Origin of the sequence: Actinosynnema sp. NPDC091369 (assembly GCF_044757065.1) — a bacterium.
Lineage (GTDB): Bacteria > Actinomycetota > Actinomycetes > Mycobacteriales > Pseudonocardiaceae > Actinosynnema.
In genome coordinates, this window is record NZ_JBIVUG010000001.1 from 1,559,309 (window position 1) to 1,577,544 (window position 18,236).

The 18,236-nt window shown below is 70.1% G+C and carries 20 protein-coding genes and 3 tRNA genes; 19 read left to right on the plus strand and 4 right to left on the minus strand.

Annotation, left to right across the window (positions count from 1 at the left end):
• The first annotated feature begins 147 nt into the window (after nucleotides 1-147).
• The 6 genes from ACIQMJ_RS07820 (at nucleotide 148) to ACIQMJ_RS07845 (ending at nucleotide 4,216) form a co-directional block, all read left to right on the plus strand.
• On the plus strand, nucleotides 148-2,751 hold the full coding sequence (locus tag ACIQMJ_RS07820; RefSeq protein ID WP_499760151.1) for a putative bifunctional diguanylate cyclase/phosphodiesterase: 2,604 nt from the start codon (nucleotides 148-150) through the stop codon (nucleotides 2,749-2,751).
• 66 nt (nucleotides 2,752-2,817) lie between these two features.
• Nucleotides 2,818-2,890, plus strand: a tRNA-Thr gene (locus ACIQMJ_RS07825).
• A 45-nt stretch (nucleotides 2,891-2,935) separates the two neighbouring features.
• Nucleotides 2,936-3,008 (plus strand) — tRNA-Met (locus ACIQMJ_RS07830).
• Nucleotides 3,009-3,092: 84 nt separating this feature from the next.
• Complete coding sequence (rpmG, locus tag ACIQMJ_RS07835) at nucleotides 3,093-3,257, plus strand: 50S ribosomal protein L33 (RefSeq protein ID WP_015105301.1); 165 nt, start codon at nucleotides 3,093-3,095, stop codon at nucleotides 3,255-3,257.
• Nucleotides 3,258-3,347: 90 nt separating this feature from the next.
• A complete protein-coding gene (locus tag ACIQMJ_RS07840; protein ID WP_499760152.1) occupies nucleotides 3,348-3,797 on the plus strand; it encodes an FAS1-like dehydratase domain-containing protein in 450 nt (149 codons plus the stop codon).
• Nucleotides 3,794-4,216: a MaoC family dehydratase gene (locus ACIQMJ_RS07845; RefSeq protein WP_499760153.1), complete on the plus strand. Its 423-nt coding sequence runs from the start codon at nucleotides 3,794-3,796 to the stop codon at nucleotides 4,214-4,216. Before ACIQMJ_RS07840 ends, ACIQMJ_RS07845 begins: the two co-directional genes overlap by 4 nt.
• 23 nt (nucleotides 4,217-4,239) lie before the next feature.
• On the opposite strand, the gene ACIQMJ_RS07850 is transcribed toward ACIQMJ_RS07845, so the two are convergent.
• The 3 genes from ACIQMJ_RS07850 to ACIQMJ_RS07860 all read right to left on the minus strand — a co-directional run bounded on the left by ACIQMJ_RS07850 (nucleotide 4,240) and on the right by ACIQMJ_RS07860 (nucleotide 6,665).
• Complete coding sequence (locus tag ACIQMJ_RS07850) at nucleotides 4,240-4,629, minus strand: hypothetical protein (RefSeq protein ID WP_499760154.1); 390 nt, start codon at nucleotides 4,627-4,629, stop codon at nucleotides 4,240-4,242.
• Between the two features lie 98 nt (nucleotides 4,630-4,727).
• Nucleotides 4,728-5,300, minus strand: a complete 573-nt coding sequence (locus ACIQMJ_RS07855; protein WP_499760155.1) for an MmpS family transport accessory protein — start codon at nucleotides 5,298-5,300, stop codon at nucleotides 4,728-4,730.
• Nucleotides 5,301-5,423: 123 nt separating this feature from the next.
• Nucleotides 5,424-6,665, minus strand: coding sequence for a pyridoxal phosphate-dependent aminotransferase (locus ACIQMJ_RS07860; protein ID WP_499760156.1), 1,242 nt, complete (start codon nucleotides 6,663-6,665; stop codon nucleotides 5,424-5,426).
• A gap of 190 nt (nucleotides 6,666-6,855) precedes the next feature.
• Here ACIQMJ_RS07860 and ACIQMJ_RS07865 point away from each other — a divergent pair.
• The 5 genes from ACIQMJ_RS07865 to rplA all read left to right on the plus strand — a co-directional run bounded on the left by ACIQMJ_RS07865 (nucleotide 6,856) and on the right by rplA (nucleotide 9,648).
• Nucleotides 6,856-6,928, plus strand: a tRNA-Trp gene (locus ACIQMJ_RS07865).
• A gap of 31 nt (nucleotides 6,929-6,959) precedes the next feature.
• Nucleotides 6,960-7,367, plus strand: coding sequence for a preprotein translocase subunit SecE (gene secE, locus ACIQMJ_RS07870; RefSeq protein WP_499760157.1), 408 nt, complete (start codon nucleotides 6,960-6,962; stop codon nucleotides 7,365-7,367).
• Nucleotides 7,368-7,431: 64 nt separating this feature from the next.
• Nucleotides 7,432-8,319, plus strand: a complete 888-nt coding sequence (nusG, locus tag ACIQMJ_RS07875) for a transcription termination/antitermination protein NusG (RefSeq protein ID WP_499760158.1) — start codon at nucleotides 7,432-7,434, stop codon at nucleotides 8,317-8,319.
• A gap of 101 nt (nucleotides 8,320-8,420) precedes the next feature.
• The gene (gene rplK / locus ACIQMJ_RS07880; RefSeq protein ID WP_053715259.1) at nucleotides 8,421-8,855 is read left to right on the plus strand and encodes a 50S ribosomal protein L11; all 435 of its coding nucleotides are present in this window, start codon (nucleotides 8,421-8,423) and stop codon (nucleotides 8,853-8,855) included.
• A 76-nt stretch (nucleotides 8,856-8,931) separates the two neighbouring features.
• Nucleotides 8,932-9,648: a 50S ribosomal protein L1 gene (gene rplA / locus ACIQMJ_RS07885; RefSeq protein WP_499760159.1), complete on the plus strand. Its 717-nt coding sequence runs from the start codon at nucleotides 8,932-8,934 to the stop codon at nucleotides 9,646-9,648.
• Between the two features lie 63 nt (nucleotides 9,649-9,711).
• Here rplA and ACIQMJ_RS07890 read toward each other — a convergent pair whose 3' ends face one another.
• On the minus strand, nucleotides 9,712-10,527 hold the full coding sequence (locus ACIQMJ_RS07890) for a hypothetical protein (RefSeq protein WP_499760160.1): 816 nt from the start codon (nucleotides 10,525-10,527) through the stop codon (nucleotides 9,712-9,714).
• A gap of 259 nt (nucleotides 10,528-10,786) precedes the next feature.
• Here ACIQMJ_RS07890 and rplJ point away from each other — a divergent pair, with 259 nt between their 5' ends.
• From rplJ to ACIQMJ_RS07930, 8 genes are all read left to right on the plus strand, one after another.
• A complete protein-coding gene (rplJ, locus tag ACIQMJ_RS07895; protein WP_387486103.1) occupies nucleotides 10,787-11,344 on the plus strand; it encodes a 50S ribosomal protein L10 in 558 nt (185 codons plus the stop codon).
• Between the two features lie 63 nt (nucleotides 11,345-11,407).
• The gene (gene rplL / locus ACIQMJ_RS07900; RefSeq protein ID WP_387486106.1) at nucleotides 11,408-11,794 is read left to right on the plus strand and encodes a 50S ribosomal protein L7/L12; all 387 of its coding nucleotides are present in this window, start codon (nucleotides 11,408-11,410) and stop codon (nucleotides 11,792-11,794) included.
• Between the two features lie 260 nt (nucleotides 11,795-12,054).
• Complete coding sequence (locus tag ACIQMJ_RS07905) at nucleotides 12,055-13,143, plus strand: ABC transporter ATP-binding protein (protein WP_499760161.1); 1,089 nt, start codon at nucleotides 12,055-12,057, stop codon at nucleotides 13,141-13,143.
• Between the two features lie 50 nt (nucleotides 13,144-13,193).
• Nucleotides 13,194-13,925, plus strand: a complete 732-nt coding sequence (locus ACIQMJ_RS07910) for an MlaE family ABC transporter permease (RefSeq protein ID WP_231648028.1) — start codon at nucleotides 13,194-13,196, stop codon at nucleotides 13,923-13,925.
• 1 nt (nucleotide 13,926) lies between these two features.
• Nucleotides 13,927-14,766: an MlaE family ABC transporter permease gene (locus ACIQMJ_RS07915; protein ID WP_499760162.1), complete on the plus strand. Its 840-nt coding sequence runs from the start codon at nucleotides 13,927-13,929 to the stop codon at nucleotides 14,764-14,766.
• 73 nt (nucleotides 14,767-14,839) lie between these two features.
• Entirely contained in the window at nucleotides 14,840-16,168 is a 1,329-nt protein-coding gene (locus ACIQMJ_RS07920) for an MCE family protein (RefSeq protein WP_499760163.1), read from the plus strand.
• Nucleotides 16,165-17,193: an MCE family protein gene (locus ACIQMJ_RS07925; RefSeq protein ID WP_499760164.1), complete on the plus strand. Its 1,029-nt coding sequence runs from the start codon at nucleotides 16,165-16,167 to the stop codon at nucleotides 17,191-17,193. The genes ACIQMJ_RS07920 and ACIQMJ_RS07925 overlap by 4 nt, the downstream gene beginning before the upstream one ends.
• Entirely contained in the window at nucleotides 17,190-18,236 is a 1,047-nt protein-coding gene (locus ACIQMJ_RS07930; protein ID WP_499760165.1) for an MCE family protein, read from the plus strand. The genes ACIQMJ_RS07925 and ACIQMJ_RS07930 overlap by 4 nt, the downstream gene beginning before the upstream one ends.

Genomic DNA, 18,236 nt, shown 5'->3' on the forward strand with positions numbered 1-18,236 from the left:
GCTACACGACCTGCCATTTCGTCCCCCGACCGGGGTACATTGGCAGCCTTGGAGGGGTCCTGGTCGGTGTTCGGGACCCCTCAGTCACGCCCGGAGCCCGCAGGCCGCGACCCGGCCCGCCGCGACGACGGCCGACGAGGAGGCTGGATGTCCGACCACGCGTCGGCCACGGCGCCCAGCGCGCCGACCCGGTCCACGAACCGCGCGTTCAGCGTGTTCGCGGTCCTGCTCCTCGTCGCGGGCGCGCTGTCCGCGTTCCTCGTCGGCTCCTGGCTGCCCGACACACCGCCCGACGTCGACCTGTGGTGGACCGGCCCGCTGCTGGTGATCGGCTTCCTGCTGGCCGAGCAGCTCGCCATCAACGTCGACGTGCGCAGCGGGGTGGCCTGGACCATCTCGTTCACCGAGATCCCGCTCGTGCTCGGCCTGCTGGTCGCGCCGTTCGAGATCGTGCTCGCCGCGCACGTGGTCGCGGGCGTCGGCACGCTGCTCGGCCGCCGCGTACTCGACCGCGCCGTCTACAACGCGGGCCTGATGTTCATGGAGATCTCGGTGGCCTTCGCGGTCGCCGAGCTGGTCAAGCGGTTCCTGGGCGCGGAGGGCCCGTTCTGGGCGGGCGCGTTCGTCGGCACGATCGCGGTGCCGCTGCTGGCCAGCGTGCTCGGCCTGACCGCGTTGCGGATCATGGGCAAGGGCATGCGGGTCGCGCCGAGCCTGCGCCTGGTGCTCCAGACGCTCGTGGTCGCCCTGCTCAACACCTCCGCGGGCCTCGCCGGCTACGAGATCGCCGACAAGGCGCCGTGGGGCGGCCTGCTGATCGGCCTGGTCTTCCTCGGCATCACCGCGATCTACCTGGCCTACTCCGGCCTGCTGCGCGAGCAGCGCGACCTGGAGGCGCTCAGCGAGGTCTCGCTGCGGGTGGCCCGCTCCGGCCGCCACGCCACCGGGCCGCGCGGCGCCGCGCCGGAGGAGGACGACGGCTGCGGCGAGGACGACGACTGGCAGCTCATCGCCGAGCGCATCCGCGAGCAGCTCAACGCCAACCGGGTCGTGCTGCGGCTGCGCACCGACCCGCAGACCCCGATGCGCACGCTGGTCGCGGGCGAGCCGCTGCCGCCGGGCATGCGCCGCGACGACCCGCGGGTGCTGCGCGAGGACGCCATGCTCCAGCTGCCCGGCGCCCAGGTGCGGTACTTCCGCATCGTGGACGCGGGCGAAGAGGTCTCCGAGGCGCTGGTCCGCCGGGACGCGCAGGAAGCGCTGGTCGTGCCGCTGCGCGGGGCGACCCAGCTGCTCGGCGCGGTCGAGGTGCACGACCGGCTCAGCCGGTGGCGCGGCTTCGGCAAGGCCGACATCCAGCTCCTGCGCACGCTGGCCAGCCACCTGTCCACCGCGGTGGACAACCGGCGCCTGCTGGCCCGGCTGCGCCACGACGCCTACCACGACCCGTTGACCGGCCTGCTCAACCGGCCCGGCTTCCGCGAGGCCGCCACCGAGCCGATGCGCGAGGCGGACGCGTCCGTCGTGGTCCGCGTCGACCTCACCGTGCTGTCCACCGTGTCCGACGCGCTCGGCCAGGCGTGGGGCAACCGGATGGTGGTCGCCGCCGGCCGCCGCCTGCGCGACGAGCTCGGGCCCGAGGTGCCGCTGGCCCGGTTGGAGGGCGGCGCGTTCGCCGCGCTGCTGCTGGACCGGCAGGCCGAGCAGATCCAGGAGATCGCCGAACGGCTGCGTGCCGCGCTGTCTGTGCCCTACCCGGTCGACCGGCTCACCGTCGAGGCGGGCGCGGTCGTCGGCTGGGCCACCACCGCCGACTGCGAGATCGAGGACCCGGACCCGGACGCGCTGCTGCAACGCGCCGACGTGGCCGTCCGGGCGACCAGCGACAACGAGCCGCTGCGCCAGTACGCGCCGAGCATGGGCCAGATCTTCCTGCGCCGCTTCCAGCTGGTGACCCAGTTCCGGTCGGCGGTGGAGACCGGCCAGATCTCCGTGCACTACCAGCCGAAGGTCGCGCTGCCGAGCCGCCAGGTGGTCGGCGCGGAGGCGCTGGTGCGCTGGAAGCACCCCGAGTTCGGCCGCGTCGACCCGGATGAGTTCGTGCCCGCGGTCGAGGCCACCGGGCTGGTGGACGTGCTCACGGACTTCGTCATGGACACCGCGCTGGCGCGGGTGCGGCTGTGGGTCGACCGCGGGCTGCGCATGTCCATCGCGGTGAACCTGTCCGTGCGGACGCTGGCCGACGAGGAGTTCCCGGACCGCGTGGCGGCGGCGTTGAAGCGCCACGACGTGCCGCCGGAGCTGCTGACGTTCGAGCTGACCGAGTCCGGCGTGATGGCCGACCCCGAACGCGCGCTGCCCGTGCTGCGGCGGCTGCACCAGATGGGCGTCGTGCTGGCCGTGGACGACTTCGGCACCGGCTACTCGTCGCTGGCGTACCTGCGGCAGCTCCCGGTGGACGAGGTGAAGATCGACAAGAGCTTCGTGCTCGGCATGGGCACCGACCTGGGCGACATGGCGGTGGTCCGCTCGATCGTGGAGCTGGGCCACTCGCTGGGCCTCACGGTCGTCGCCGAGGGCGTGGAGGACGACGCCGCGCGCGACCAGCTCGTCGGCATGGGCTGCGACGTGGCGCAGGGCTACCTGATCTCCCGGCCGCTGTCGGAGGACCGCTTCGAGGCTTGGCTGCGGGCGCGGACCGTGCAGGTCAGGGGTGCCCGCGATGAGACGGTGCTCACCTTGGTCCACTAGGAGGGGCCCCCGATTTCCTTTCTGCGGCACGCCTGTTGTAGAGTTCTCTTGGCTCCGCAAGAGCAAGCCCCTTTAGCTCAGTCGGCAGAGCGTCTCCATGGTAAGGAGAAGGTCTACGGTTCGATTCCGTAAAGGGGCTCAACAACTGGCCGCGGTGCACGAGCATCGCGGCCGTGTTGTGTAAAGCGGTGTAGCTCAGTTGGTAGAGCAAGCGGCTCATAATCGCTGTGTCGCCGGTTCAAGTCCGGCCACCGCTACTCAGCAGGATCCCCGCCAGGCGGTAAGCCCGCACTGGGCGCCCGGTCGGGTCGGGGCACACGAGCTCTAGGAAGGCAAGGACCGTGGCTGCAACCGACGTACGCCCGAAGATCACCCTCGCGTGCGAGGAGTGCAAGCACCGGAACTACATCACCAGGAAGAACCGGCGCAACGACCCGGACCGCCTGGAGATCAAGAAGTTCTGCCCGAACTGCAAGACCCACCGCGCTCACAAGGAAACCCGCTGAGCCGGTAGCCAGACCGCACGTGCGAGGCCCGTCCCGGGATCCGGGGCGGGCCTCGTCGCGTGTGACCTGCCCCGCGTATAACCTCCTCGGGTGCCTCTCGACCAGTCGTTCGTCGGACGTTCCTACCCGCCGTCGCCGCCTTACGAGGTGGGCCGCGAGAAGATCCGCGAGTTCGCCGACGCCGTCGGCGAGGCGAGCCCGCTGCACCGGGATCCCGAAGCCGCCCGCGCGGCCGGGTACCGCGACGTCATCGCGCCGCCCACGTTCGCGATCATCGTGTCGCTGAAGGCGAACGACGTGCTGGTGGACGACCCCGAGCTGGGACTGGACTACAGCCGCGTGGTGCACGGCGACCAGACGTTCGTCCACCACCGCCCCGTCGTGGCGGGCGACCGGCTCACCACCGTGCTGCACGTGGACGGCATCACCGCGCGCATGGGCAACGACATGCTGTCGATCAGGGCCGAGCTGAGCACGGAGGACGGCGAGCCCGTCACCACCGGCCGGTGCACGCTCGTGGTGCGGGGGGAGGACGCGTGATCCGCATCTCGGAGGTCTCCGTCGGCGACGAGCTGCCGCCGCTGTCGCTGCGCATCACGCGCGCCGACCTGGTCCGGTACGCGGGCGCGTCGGGCGACTTCAACCCGATCCACTGGAACGAGCGCTTCGCCCGCGAGGTCGGTCTGCCCGGCGTGATCGCGCACGGGATGCTCACCATGGGCATGGCCGCCCGGATCGTCACCGAGTGGGCGGGCGACCCCGGCGCCGTCGTGCAGTACGGCGTGCGGTTCGGCCGGCCCGTGCCGGTGCCCGACGACGACAAGGGCGCGCTGGTGGAGGTCACCGCGAAGGTGACCAAGGTGCTGGACGACGGCACGGTCAAGGTCAACCTGACGGCCACCTTCGAGGGCAAGTCCGTGCTCGGCGGCGCGTCGGCGCTGGTCCGCCTGCCGGCCTAGGACCTCGCCCGGGAACCGCCCGCCTAGAAGTCGCACAACGCGCTGGTGCGCGCGCCGGTGGCCGTGGCCGAGCGCCGCTCGACCTCGGCCACCCGCACCTCGCACGCCACCTCGCCGCCGTCGGGCCCGATCGTGACGGTCAGCACGCCGTGCTCGGGCTCGCCGGTGGCCACCATCTCCAGCCTCCAGGGGAGCCCCGTCAGCTCCTCCTGGCGCGTCTCAGCGCCGTGGAACGTCGAGTAGGTGACGGTGGCCCGCGCCGCGGTGCCGGTGACCTGGTAGACGATCCGCACCGGCGGTTCGGGCGCCGCGGTCCACAGCACGAGCGCCAGCGCGCCCACGACGAGCGCCACCGAGGCCGTGATGACGAGCCACTTGCGTGCCGGGCGCTCGGGTGGGGCGGACTCCGTCATGGGCTTGGGCTCCTCGGGTGCCGGGTGGTCGGACTGAATGGACCATCGGGGTAGTTCTACCGACGGTTACACCAGTCACCCAAAGGGGTTACGCATGGTTAGCCCGAGCAGCTCGCGAACGCGTGCGGACCGGATGCGGTCGCGGTCCGGTGCTCCACGCCGTCGACCGTGATCCGACATGTGATCGTGCCGCCGCCCGGGCCGGCCGTGACGTCCAGCGTGCCGCCGCGGAACCCGCCCTTGACGGTGAACCCCTTGGTCCACGGCGGGCGGGCGATCTCGTGCTCGACGGACGAGGAGGTGGCGTGGCTGATCGTGGCCTCGGCCGCGTCGCCGGTCACCTCGTAGACCAGCTCGGCGCTGCTGCCGGTCTGCGCGCGCAGATCTTCCAGCGCGTTCTCGGCGTCGGAGGCGGCCCGGCCGAACAGCGCCACCCACGCGACGCAGACGGCCAGCCCGAGCGCGGACAGCGCCACGGCGGCCACGGCGACGCCCTTGTTGCCACCCTCGCCGCGACGGGTCCTGACCACGCCGAGCACACCGAGTACCAGCCCGACGACGACCAGGGGCCAAGCGACCAGGCCGGCGGCCGGGATGAGGCCGAACACCAGGCCCAGCACCCCGAGCACGAGGCCCGTGGTGCCGGGGGCGTTGCGCTGCGCGTCCGCCATGACTCCTCCACTCCGGCCCGGTGGTACACATCACAGTTACACCGGGTGATGCGAATGAGTCTCACTACGACGGAAGGCACCCCATCGGGGTGCCTTCCGCGGTCGGGACGTCGAATCTGTGTGCTACTCGACCTCGGCGAGCAGCTCGGCCATGCGGGTCACGCCGGTCTTCAGGTCGTCGTCACCGAGCGCGTACGACAGCCGCAGGTAGCCGGGCGTGCCGAACGCCTCACCGGGCACCACGGCCACCTCGGCGTGCTCCAGGATCAGCGCCGCGAGCTGCACCGTGTCGGTGATCGTCGTGCCGCGCAGCCGCTTGCCGATCAACGCCTTCACCGACGGGTACACGTAGAACGCGCCCTTCGGGGTCGGGCACTGCACGCCGGGGATCGCCGACAGCAGGTCGACGATCGTGCGCCGACGGCGGTCGAACGCCTCGCGCATCTCGTGCGCCGCGTCCAGCGGCCCGGACACCGCCTCCAGCGCCGCCCGCTGCGACACGTTGGCGACGTTCGAGGTCAGGTGCGACTGGAGGTTCGCGGCGGCCTTCACCACGTCGGTGGGGCCGATCAGCCAGCCGACCCGCCAGCCGGTCATCGCGTAGGTCTTGGCCACGCCGTTGAGCACGATCGTGCGGTCCGCCATCGCGGGCACGGCCACCGGCAGCGACACCGACTCGGCGCCGTCGTACACCAGGTGCTCGTAGATCTCGTCCGTGATGACCCACAGGCCGTGCTCCAGCGCCCACTCGCCGATCGCGGTGATCTGCTCGCGGGTGTAGACCGAGCCGGTCGGGTTGGACGGCGAGCACAGCAGCAGCACCTTGGACTTCGGGGTGCGCGCCGCCTCCAGCTGCTCCACCGTCACCAGGTAGTCGGTCGACTCGTCCGCCGTGACCTGCACCGGGACGCCGCCCGCGAGCGTGATCGCCTCGGGGTAGGTGGTCCAGTACGGCGCGGGGAGCAGCACCTCGTCGCCCGGGTCCACCACGGTGGCGAACGCCTGGTACACGGCCTGCTTGCCGCCGTTGGTGATCAGCACCTGCGCGGCGGTGACCTCGTAGCCCGAGTCGCGCTTGGTCTTCGCGGCTACGGCTTCCCGCAGCTCCGGCAGCCCGGCGGCGGGGGTGTAGCGGTGGTTCTTCGGGTCCGCGCACGCCGCCTGAGCTGCGGCTACGATGGCGTCAGGGGTCGGGAAGTCCGGTTCGCCCGCGCCGAAGCCGATCACCGGTCGGCCCGCCGCCTTGAGCGCCTTCGCCTTCGCGTCGACCGCGAGGGTGGCGGACTCGGCGATGTCGCCGATCCGCTTGGAGATCCGCGGGTGCTCGGAGGTACTGGTCCCGGTGGTCGTCTCAGGCGTGCCCATGCCGCCAATCGTGGCAGATCGCACAACCGGGTAAGCCGCCGGCACCCCCTCTGACCGGGCCAGTTGGAAGGAGGGGCACCTGGTGCCGTATGCTTCCGGTCTTGGAACGTCCAGTCGCTGCCTCACGGGCCACGTGAGGAGGGTGCGGGACGTCTCCAGCCAGGGGATCCGGTAGTCGTTCGGGTCCCAAAGGGGTGTAGCTCAACTGGCAGAGCAGCGGTCTCCAAAACCGCAGGTTGCAGGTTCAAGTCCTGTCGCCCCTGCGTCGAAGCGCGATGGTGAGCGGAGGACGGCATGAGCGAGGGCCGCGAGCAGGACCAGCCGGAAGAGCGCGAGGGCGCGTCCCGGCCGGTTACCGCCGCAGCGCGGCGCGAGCGCCGTGGTTCCGCGCGTCCGGCGGGCCGCAAGGACTCCGTGGAGGCGAAGAAGGCGGCCGAGGCCGACTCCGACGCCGAGGAGGCCAAGAAGGGCCGCGCCACGCGCTCGCGGGCGGAAGCGGAGAAGACCCGGGTCGGTTTCTTCGCCCGGATCGTCCGGTACGTCCGCGAGGTGGTCAGCGAGCTGCGGAAGGTCATCTGGCCGACGCGCAAGCAGATGATCACCTACACCGGAGTCGTGTTGGTCTTCGTGGCCTTCATGGTGGCGTTGGTGTTCGGCCTGGATTCGGCCTTCGCCTGGGGCATGTTCAGGGTGTTCGGCTGAGCCGATCACCTGCCGCCCCGGGTGGCGGCGGACATGTGATGCATGAGAGGAAGCGAGACCCACAGTGACCTCCGAGAACGGCGGCGTTGACGCCCAGGAGCTGAACGACCTGACCGACGAGCAGGACTTCGACGGTGGCGTCGAGGACGTCGAGCAGGCGGAGGCGTCGGAGGACACCGAGGAGTCCGCCACCGTCGAGGCCGAGTCCGGCGGCGACGTCGAGTCGGACGACGACGACACCGAGAGCGAGTCCGACGACGTCGAGTCGGGCGGTGACGTCGAGTCCGGTGGCGACATCGAGTCCGGTGGTGACGTCGAGGCCGCCGTCGTGGACATCGACGCCGAGCCCGCGGACCCCGCCGAGGAGATGCGCGAAGCACTGCGGCGCGCGCCCGGCGACTGGTACGTCGTGCACTCGTACGCCGGTTACGAGAACAAGGTCAAGACGAACCTCGAGACGCGCATCCAGACCCTCGACATGGAGGACTACATCTTCCAGGTCGAGGTGCCGACCGAGGAGGTCACCGAGATCAAGAACGGCCAGCGCAAGCAGGTGCAGCGCAAGGTGCTGCCCGGCTACATCCTGGTCCGCATGGAGCTCAACGACGCGTCGTGGAGCGCGGTGCGCAACACGCCGGGTGTGACGGGTTTCGTCGGCGCGACGTCCAAGCCGTCGCCGCTGACCATCGACGAGGTGCTGAAGTTCCTGCTGCCCCAGGTCGAGCAGAAGCCCGCCGCCGGCAAGAAGAGCACCGCCGCGCCCGCGAAGTCGACCGTCGAGGTGGACTTCGAGGTCGGCGAGTCGGTCACCGTCATGGACGGCCCGTTCGCCACGCTGCCCGCGACGATCAGCGAGGTCAACGCGGACGGCCAGAAGCTGAAGGTCCTGGTGTCGATCTTCGGTCGCGAGACCCCGGTCGAGCTGTCGTTCAGCCAGGTCTCCAAGATCTGACCAGGACAACAAGACTCCGGCTCCCCTCCTGACGGGCGGGAGCCGGCAGCCACGCTGCGGCTGGCAGGGCCGCGCGCGGACACCGCAATAAAGGAACCGAGATGCCTCCCAAGAAGAAGAAGCTCGCAGCGATCATCAAGCTGCAGATCAAGGCCGGGGCCGCGAACCCCGCGCCGCCCGTGGGTCCCGCGCTGGGCCAGCACGGCGTCAACATCATGGAGTTCTGCAAGCAGTACAACGCCGCGACCGAGTCGCAGCGCGGCACCGTGGTGCCGGTCGAGATCTCCGTGTACGAAGACCGCTCGTTCGACTTCAAGCTCAAGACCCCGCCGGCCGCGAAGCTGCTGCTCAAGGCCGCCGGTGTGGAGAAGGGCTCGGGCGAGCCGCACCGCCTCAAGGTCGCCAAGGTGACCATGGACCAGGTGCGCGAGATCGCGCAGTCCAAGATGGTCGACCTCAACGCCAACGACGTGGACCAGGCGGCGAAGATCATCGCCGGCACCGCCCGCTCCATGGGCATCACCGTCGAAGGCTGACCTTTTCTCTTTCGTAGTCGTGGGAGAGCCGAGCGCTGGCTCGTCACCACAACTGATCCACTTTAAGGACAGAAGCATGAAGCGCAGCAAGGCGTACAAGAACGCTGCTGAGCTGGTTGACCGTGAGCGGCTCTACTCGCCGCTGGAGGCAGCCAAGCTCGCCAAGGAGACTTCCAAGGTGAAGCTGGACGCGACCGTCGAGGTCGCCATCCGGCTCGGCGTCGACCCCCGCAAGGCCGACCAGATGGTCCGCGGCACCGTGAACCTGCCGCACGGTACGGGCAAGACCGCCCGCGTGATCGTCTTCGCGACCGGTGACAAGGCCGCCGAGGCCGAGGCCGCCGGCGCCGACGCGGTCGGCTCCGAGGACCTGATCGAGCGCATCCAGGGCGGCTGGCTCGAGTTCGACGCCGCGATCGCCACGCCCGACCAGATGGCGAAGGTCGGTCGCATCGCCCGCATCCTCGGCCCGCGCGGCCTGATGCCGAACCCGAAGACCGGCACTGTGACGCCCGACGTCACCAAGGCCGTCGCGGACATCAAGGGCGGTAAGATCAACTTCCGCGTCGACAAGCAGGCCAACCTGCACCTCGTGATCGGCAAGGTGTCGTTCGACCCGGAGAAGCTGGTCGAGAACTACGCCGCCGCGCTGGACGAGATCCTGCGCGCGAAGCCGTCCGCGGCCAAGGGTCGGTACCTGAAGAAGATCACGGTCTCGACCACGATGGGCCCCGGCATCCCGGTCGACCCGAACCGCACCCGCAACCTGCTCTCCGACGAGGCCACCGTCTGACGACGACCCGTCCGAAGCACCCCGAAGCGCCCCTCGGCCTCCCGCCGAGGGGCGCTTCGCCGTTCAGGGGCAGGACGGCTCGGCCTCGTAGCCGGTGATCGCCCACGCGCCGCTGGTCTGCTTGGTCAGCACGAACTTGCCCAGCTTCGGGCCGCTGCGCACGACCAGCGCGCACGAGCTGACCTCGACCGAGCCGGACGCCGGCGGGGTGACCATCGTGGTGGGGAAGCCGAGCTGCCGGTAGGTGCTCACGTCGGTGACCTGCCCCTTCAACTTCGCCACCGCGGCCGCGCAGTCGGACGCGCCGAAGGCTTCCGCGAACGCCTTCTTCGGCCCGTCGTCCTTGAAGTACAGGCACGCCTGGTTGCCGTCGCCGGTGCCCACGTGCTTGTAGAACTGGCCGACCGTGCCCGTGATGCCGTACGGGGTGGGCGGCGCGATGACGTTGTTCTCCACGCCGCCGCTGTCGACCGCCACGCCGCCCGGGTCGTCGCCGCCGAAGTACTGCTCGTAGAAGTACGACAGCACCAGCAGGACCACGACCAGGTACACCAGGCGGCGGAAGAGCTTGCTGTGCAGCAGGACCTTCCACAGCGGTTTGCGGGGTGGGGTGGCGGGTGGGAGGTAGCCCGGTGGGGGATAGCCGGGTGGGAGGCCGGGAGGCGGGGTGGAGCCCGGGGGCAGGCCCGGTGGGGGGATCGAGCCCGGTGGGAGGCCCGGTGGTGGGGCGGAGCCCGGGGGCAGGCCCGGTGGCGGGGTGGCGCCCTGGGCCTGCTGGAAGCGCTGGAACTCCTGGAACCGTTGGAACTCCTGGAACTGCCGGAGCTGTTCCGGGTCGATGTCCGGTGGCGGGGGGTTCCGCGGCGGCTCTTCGGTCACGCGTCACATCATGCCGATTTGGAGCGGTGGGGACACGTCCCGTAGGCTGGGCGACGGTTCACCAAAGACCGCTGGTCATCCCTGTCCACGTGACGGGGAACGAAGGTCCCGCGAAGCGGGCGGCCCGCGCAGGAGAACGAGGAAGACTTGAGCGTGTTCGCACGCTCGTGACGCCCCGTGCTGCTGCGCAGGGGCGTTTTTGCTTTGCGCGGCCCTCTCGGCTCGACCGGCGCGTCACCAGCCCAGAGAGGAGGCGATCATGGCGAAGCCCAGCAAGGTTTCGGCCGTCGCCGAGCTCACGGACAAGTTCCGTGGAAGCTCGGCCGCTGTCGTGACCGAGTACCGCGGCCTCTCCATGGCGCAGCTCACCACGCTGCGTCGCGCTCTCGGCGCGGGCACCACGTACACCGTTGCGAAGAACACGCTGGTCAAGCGTGCCGCCGAGGACGCGGGCGTGCAGGGGCTCGAGGCCCTGCTCGTCGGCCCGACCGCCATCGCCTTCGTCGAAGGCGAGCCGGTCGACGCGGCCAAGGCCCTGCGTGACTTCGCGAAGGACAACAAGGCCCTGGTCATCAAGGGCGGCTACATGGACGGCCGCCCCCTCTCGGTCGACGAGGTCACCGCCATCGCGGACCTCGAGACCCGTGAGGTGCTGCTCGCCAAGCTGGCGGGCGCGATGAAGGGCAACCTGGCCAAGGCCGCGGGTCTGTTCCAGGCCCCCGCCTCCCAGGTCGCTCGCCTGGCTGCTGCCCTGCAGGAGAAGAAGGCCGCGGAGGCGCCTGCCGCCGCCGAGGCCGACGCTCCGGCCGAAAGCTGATCACACCCAGAAACTCCGCGTCCCGGCCGCAGTTCGGGCGTTGAAAGAGAAAGGACCGCCATCATGGCGAAGCTCAGCACCGACGAGCTGCTCGACGCGTTCAAGGAGATGACCCTCCTGGAGCTCTCGGCCTTCGTGAAGGAGTTCGAGACCACCTTCGAGGTCACCGCCGCCGCTCCGGTCGCCGTCGCGCAGGCCGGCCCCGCCGGCCCGGCCGCCCCCGCCGAGGAGGAGAAGGACGAGTTCACCGTCGTCCTCGAGGGCGCCGGCGACAAGAAGATCCAGGTCATCAAGGTCGTCCGCGAGGTCGTCTCGGGCCTGGGCCTGAAGGAGGCCAAGGAGCTGGTCGAGTCCGCTCCGAAGCCGCTGCTGGAGAACGTGGCGAAGGACGTCGCCGACGCCGCCAAGGAGAAGCTCGAGGCTGCCGGCGCCAAGATCTCGCTCAAGTGATCTAGCTCCACACCTCGCGAAGGCGGGCACCCGAACCGGGTGCCCGCCTTCGTGCTGTCCGGGGCCGGTGATCTTGACCACCTCGGGCCGGGTGCCCCACCATCGGGCGGAGGGCGCGGGATGAGCCTGCTCACACCGTTACCCATCCGAAACCGCGTTAACCCAACTGGTGAGTAACCACGACGCGGCGGCCTCGTTGCACCGGTATGACGCCGGCCTGTCCGGCGTCGGGCGAAGCCGGCCGCTGACCTGGAGGTGCGATGGGCGTCGAGGTGGTCGTCGAGGGCCTGACCAAGTCCTTCGGCAAGCAGACCATCTGGCGGGACGTCACGCTCACCCTCCCGCCGGGTGAGGTCAGCGTCATGCTCGGACCGTCGGGCACGGGCAAGTCGGTCTTCCTGAAGTCCCTGGTGGGGCTGCTGAAACCGGAGCAGGGCCGGATCGTCATCAACGGCGTCGACCTGGTCCGCTGCTCCGAGCACAAGCTCTACGAGATCCGGAAGCTGTTCGGCGTGCTGTTCCAGGACGGCGCGCTGTTCGGCTCGATGAACCTCTTCGACAACGTCGCCTTCCCGCTGCGCGAGCACACCCGCAAGACCGAGGCCGAGGTCCGGCGGATCGTGCTGGAGAAGATGGAGATGGTCGGCCTCGTCGGCGCGGAGAAGAAGCTCCCCGGCGAGATCTCCGGCGGCATGCGCAAGCGGGCGGGCCTGGCCCGCGCGCTCGTGCTGGACCCCGAGATCATCCTGTGCGACGAGCCGGACTCCGGCCTCGACCCGGTCCGCACGGCCTACCTCAGCCAGTTGCTGATCGACCTGAACTCGCAGATCGACGCGACCATCCTGATCGTCACGCACAACATCACGGTGGCCCGCACGGTCCCGGACAACCTCGGCATGCTGTTCCGCCGCGAGCTGGTCATGTTCGGCCCCCGTGAGGTGCTGCTGACCAGCGACGAGCCGGTGGTCGAGCAGTTCCTCAACGGCCGCCGCATCGGCCCGATCGGCATGTCGGAGGAGAAGGACCAGGCCACGATGGCCGCCGAGCTGGCGCACCGGGACGCGGGCCACTCGGACGGCTCGCCGGACGAGGACGTGCGCGGTGTCGTGCCGCAGCTGGAACCGACGCCCGGCCTCCCGCCGCGCGGCGCGGTGCGGCGGCGCAAGGACCGCGTGATGAGCATCCTGCACACGCTGCCGGCGCAGGCGCAGCAGAGCATCATCAACAGCCTCACGCCCGACGAGCGCCGGCACTACCGGGTGATGGCGGGCGCGGGCGACCGCACGGGCCCGATCACCGCCACCCCGAGCGCGCCCAGTCCGCGGCCGCGGCAGGGGGGCGTGCTGTGAGCTCACCGGCGACGTTCCCCGGCGTGGGGGCGCTGCGCGAGACCGGGCGCATGTTCGCGCTCGGCATCGACGTCGTGCGCAACACGTTCCGCCGCCCGTTCCAGCTGCGGGAGTTCATCCAGCAGTGCTGGTTCGTGGTGAGCGTGACGGTGCTGCCCACGGCGCTGGTGTCGATCCCGTTCGGCGCGGTCATCGCGTTGCAGATCGGCTCGCTGACCCGGCAGATCGGCGCGCAGTCGTTCACCGGCGCGGCGAGCGTGCTGGCGATCATCCAGCAGGCCAGCCCGATCGTGACGGCGCTGCTCATCGCGGGCGCGGGCGGCTCGGCGATCTGCGCGGACCTCGGTTCGCGCAAGATCCGCGAGGAGATCGACGCCATGGAGGTGCTGGGCGTCTCGCCGATCCAGCGCCTGGTCGTGCCGCGCGTGCTGGCCGCGATGCTGGTGTCCGTGCTGCTCAACGGCATGGTCAGCGTGGTCGGCGTGATGGGCGGCTACTTCTTCAACGTGATCCTCCAGGACGGCACGCCCGGCGCCTACCTGGCCAGCTTCAGCGCCCTGGCGCAACTGCCCGACCTGTGGATCTCCGAGATCAAGGCGCTGATCTTCGGGTTCATCGCGGGCATCGTGGCCGCCTACCGCGGGCTGAACCCGGCGGGCGGGCCGAAGGGCGTCGGCGACGCGGTCAACCAGGCCGTCGTCATCACGTTCCTGCTGCTGTTCTTCGTGAACTTCGTGCTCACCACGATCTACCTCCAGGTCGTCCCGGCGAAGGGGAGCTGAGATGGCCGCGATGAACGACCGGTTCCGCAAGGCCGCGAACGCGCCGTTGAGCGTGCTGGACACGTTCGGCGACCAGCTGTGGTTCTACATCCGCGCGCTGTGCTGGACGCCGCGCACGCTGACCCGCTACCTGCGCGAGACGCTGCGGCTGCTGGCCGAGGTGAGCTTCGGGTCGGGCGCGCTGGCCGTCATCGGCGGCACGATCGGCGTGATGGTCGGCCTGTCGGTGTTCACCGGCACGGTCGTCGGCCTCCAGGGCTTCACCGCGCTGAACCAGATCGGCACGTCGGCGTTCGCGGGCTTCGTGTCCGCGTACTTCAACACCCGCGAGATCGCGCCGCTGGTCGCGGGCCTGGCGCTGAGCGCGACCGTCGGCTCCGGCTTCACCGCGCAGCTGGGCGCGATGCGGATCTCCGAGGAGATCGACGCGCTGGAGGTCATGGGCATCCCCAGCCTGCCGTTCCTGGTGACCACGCGGATCATCGCCGGGTTCATCGCGATCATCCCGCTGTACGTGATCGGCCTGCTGACCTCGTACCTGGCGGCGAGGTTGATCACGGTCGAGTTCTACGGGCAGTCCGCGGGCACCTACGACCACTACTTCAACCTGTTCCTACCACCGGTCGACGTGCTCTGGTCGTTCGGCAAGGTGCTCGTGTTCGCCGTGGTGATCATCCTGACCCACTGCTACTACGGCTACCGGGCCAGCGGCGGCCCGGCGGGCGTGGGTGTCGCGGTCGGTCGCGCGGTGCGCACCGCGATCGTGACGACGAGCCTGCTGGACTTCTTCCTGAGCATGGCGATCTGGGGGACGACGACGACGGTGAGGATCGCCGGATGACCGCCGACGTGTTCTTCTCAGCGGAGGCGGCGACCGGCAGGGCCGACGTGTTCTTCTCAGCGGAGGCGGCGACATGCTGAGGCGGCGGCTCCTGGGAGTCGTGTTCATCGCGGTCATCGCCCTGTTCCTCTCGGTCACGGTGGCGATGTACAACGACGCGTTCACCGACGTCGTGAAGGTGACGCTGAAGACCGACCGGGTCGGCAACCAGCTCCTGGTCGACTCCGACGTCAAGGTCCGCGGCATGGTCGTGGGCCAGGTCAAGGGCATCCGGACCACGGGCGACGGCGCCGAGCTCGACCTGGCGCTGGACCCGGACCAGGTCAGGCACATCCCGGCGAACGTCTCCGCGCGCCTGCTGCCGAAGACGCTGTTCGGCGAGCGGTACGTGAACCTCGTGGTGCCCGCCGAGCGCCAGGACCCGCTCGCCGAGGGCGACGTCATCGAGCAGGACCGCTCCAGCAGCGCCATCGAGCTGGAACGGGTGCTCGACGACCTGATGCCGGTGTTGCAGGCCGTGCAGCCGGAGAAGCTGGCCACCACGCTGACCGCGATGTCGCAGGCGCTGGAGAACCGGGGCAAGCCGCTGGGCGAGACGCTGGTGCAGCTCGACGCCTACCTGGGCGAGTTCAACCCGCAGCTGCCCAAGCTCAAGGACGGCATCAGCCGCCTGGCCGACGTCTCGAACGTCTACGCCGACGCCGCGCCCGACCTGGTGCAGGCGCTGTCGGACGCCACCGTCACCAGCCGCACGCTGGTCGAGCAGCGCGACAACCTGCTGGCCCTGTACGGCACGCTGACCACCACGTCGCTGGACCTGAACAGCTTCCTCGCGGTGAACAAGAACAACCTGATCCAGCTCTCCGACGTCAGCAGGCCGACGCTGGAGCTGCTGGCCAAGTACGCGCCCGAGTACCCGTGCCTGCTCAAGGGCCTGTCGGAGTTCAAGCCGATCATGGACCAGGTGTTCGGCAAGGGCACGGACGAGCCGGGCCTGCACATCACGCTGGAGATCACCGCCAGCCGCGGCAAGTACGAGCCGGGCAAGGACGACCCGGAGTACGCCGACAAGCGCGGCCCGCGCTGCTACGACATCGTGCCGCGGCCCGACCCGTTCCCGCAGTACCCGCCGGAGGGCCCGGTGAAGGACGGCTCCACGTCGCCGCCGCCCGCGCGGTCGGCCACCGACGGCGTGCTGCCGCCGAACACGGGGACGATCCGCGACGACGGCACGGTCGTGTCGTCCTACAGCGGTGTGCCGTCGCTGGCGAACTCGCCGGAGGAGCAGGACTTCCTGGCCGCGCTGCTGGCGCCGCAGTTCGGCCTGAAGGAGCGGGAGATGCCCAGCTTCACCGCGCTGCTGCTCGGACCCCTGTACCGGGGAGCGGAGGTGACGGCATGAGGTCCCTGGCCGCGCCGCTGATCAAGCTCGGCGTGTTCGCCGCGATCACGATCGTGGCGACCACGCTGCTCGCGGTGACGATCTCGAACGTCAACTTCAACGGCGCCACCGGCTACACGGCCCGGTTCACCGACGTGACGGCCCTCAACGAGGGCGACGACATCCGCATCGCGGGCGTGCGGGTCGGCCAGGTCGACGAGATCCGGGTGGTCGACCGGCGGCTGGCCGAGGTGGAGTTCTCGCTGGAGGGCGACCGCACGCTGCCCGCGTCGGTGACCGCGACGATCAAGTACCGCAACCTCGTCGGCCAGCGGTACATCTCGCTGGAGCACGGCGTGGGCGACGCGTCCGCGCTCCGGCCCGGCGACGTCATCCCGCTGGAGCGCACCAAGCCCGCGCTCGACCTCACCGTGCTGTTCAACGGCTTCAAGCCGCTGTTCCAGGCGCTGAACCCGGACGACGTGAACAAGCTGTCCAACGAGATCATCCAGGTCCTCCAGGGCGAGGGCGGCACGATCGACAGCCTGCTGCGCCACACCGCGTCGCTGACGTCCACGCTGGCGAGCCGCGACCAGGTGATCGGCGAGGTGATCACCAACCTCAACGCCGTGCTGGACACCGTGAACTCGCGCAGCGACCAGGTGTCCACGCTGGTCACGACGTTGCAGGAGCTGACGACGGGCCTCGCGGGCGACCGCGAGCCGATCGGCGAGGCGATCAGCGCCATGGGCGAGCTGACCACGACGACCGCCGACCTGCTCGACCGGTCGCGGCAGCCGTTGAAGGACGACATCGCGAACCTCGGGCTGGTGTCGCAGACGCTGGCCGACCACGAGTCGATCGTGGAGGGCGTGATCCGCAACCTGCCGGGCAAGATCGAGGCGATGTCGCGGACCGCGTCCTACGGGTCCTGGTTCAACTTCTTCCTGTGCGAGGGCAGCGGGCAGCTCGCCGTGCCGCCGATCATCAACGACCCGATCCCGATCACGGCTCTGCCGGTCACGCAACCGAGGTGCCGCCGATGAAGCCCGCCCAGAACCACAACCGGCAGCGCAACCCGGTCACGGTCGGCGCGGTGAGCCTCACCGTGATCGCCCTGCTGCTGCTCGCCGCGTTCCACTCCGACGAGCTGCCGATCATCGGCGGCGGCACCACGTACTCGGCCGAGTTCACCGAGGCCGCGGGCCTGGTGCCCTCGAACGAGGTGCGGGTGGCCGGGGTCAAGGTCGGCAAGGTGACCGACGTCGAGCTCGACGGCGACAAGGTGAAGGTGTCGTTCCGGGTCAAGGACGCCTGGGTGGGCGACCGCACCACCGCGGTGATCCGGATCAAGACGCTGCTGGGGCAGAAGTTCCTGGCCCTGGACCCGCAGGGCTCGCAGCCGCTGGACCCGGGCCAACCGATCCCGCGCGAGCGCACGCTGTCGCCGTACGACGTGCAGGAGGCGTTCAACGGGCTGGCGGACACCGTCGGCCAGATCGACACCGACCAGCTCGCGGACAGCTTCCAGGTGCTCTCGGAGACCTTCGAGGGCTCGGCGGACAGCGTGCGCGGCGCGTTGGACGGCCTGTCGGCGCTGTCGAAGACGATCTCGTCGCGCGACGAGCAGCTGGCGCAGCTGCTGGCCAACACCAACCAGATCACCAAGACGCTGGCCGACCGCAACGAGCAGTTCGAGAAGCTGCTCGCGGACGGCAACCTGCTGCTGGGCGAGCTGCGCAAGCGGCGGGACGCGATCAGCGCCCTGCTCAACGGCACCCGTGAGCTGTCCAAGGAGCTGTCCGGCCTGGTCGCCGACAACTCGGCGCAGCTGCGGCCCGCGCTGGAGCAGCTGGAGCGCGTCACCACGATGCTCCAGCGCAACCAGGACTCGCTGGACCGCAGCCTGTCGCTGATGGGCCCGTTCTTCCGGGTGTTCGCCAACACCCTCGGCAACGGCCGCTGGTTCGACGTCTACATCTGCGGCCTGCTGCCGCCGTCGGTGAACCTCGGCGTGGTCGGCTTCAACGAAGAGGGCTGCCTCCCTCCCGGCGTGCAGCGTTCCACGACGTCCGGGGGAGGGAACTGA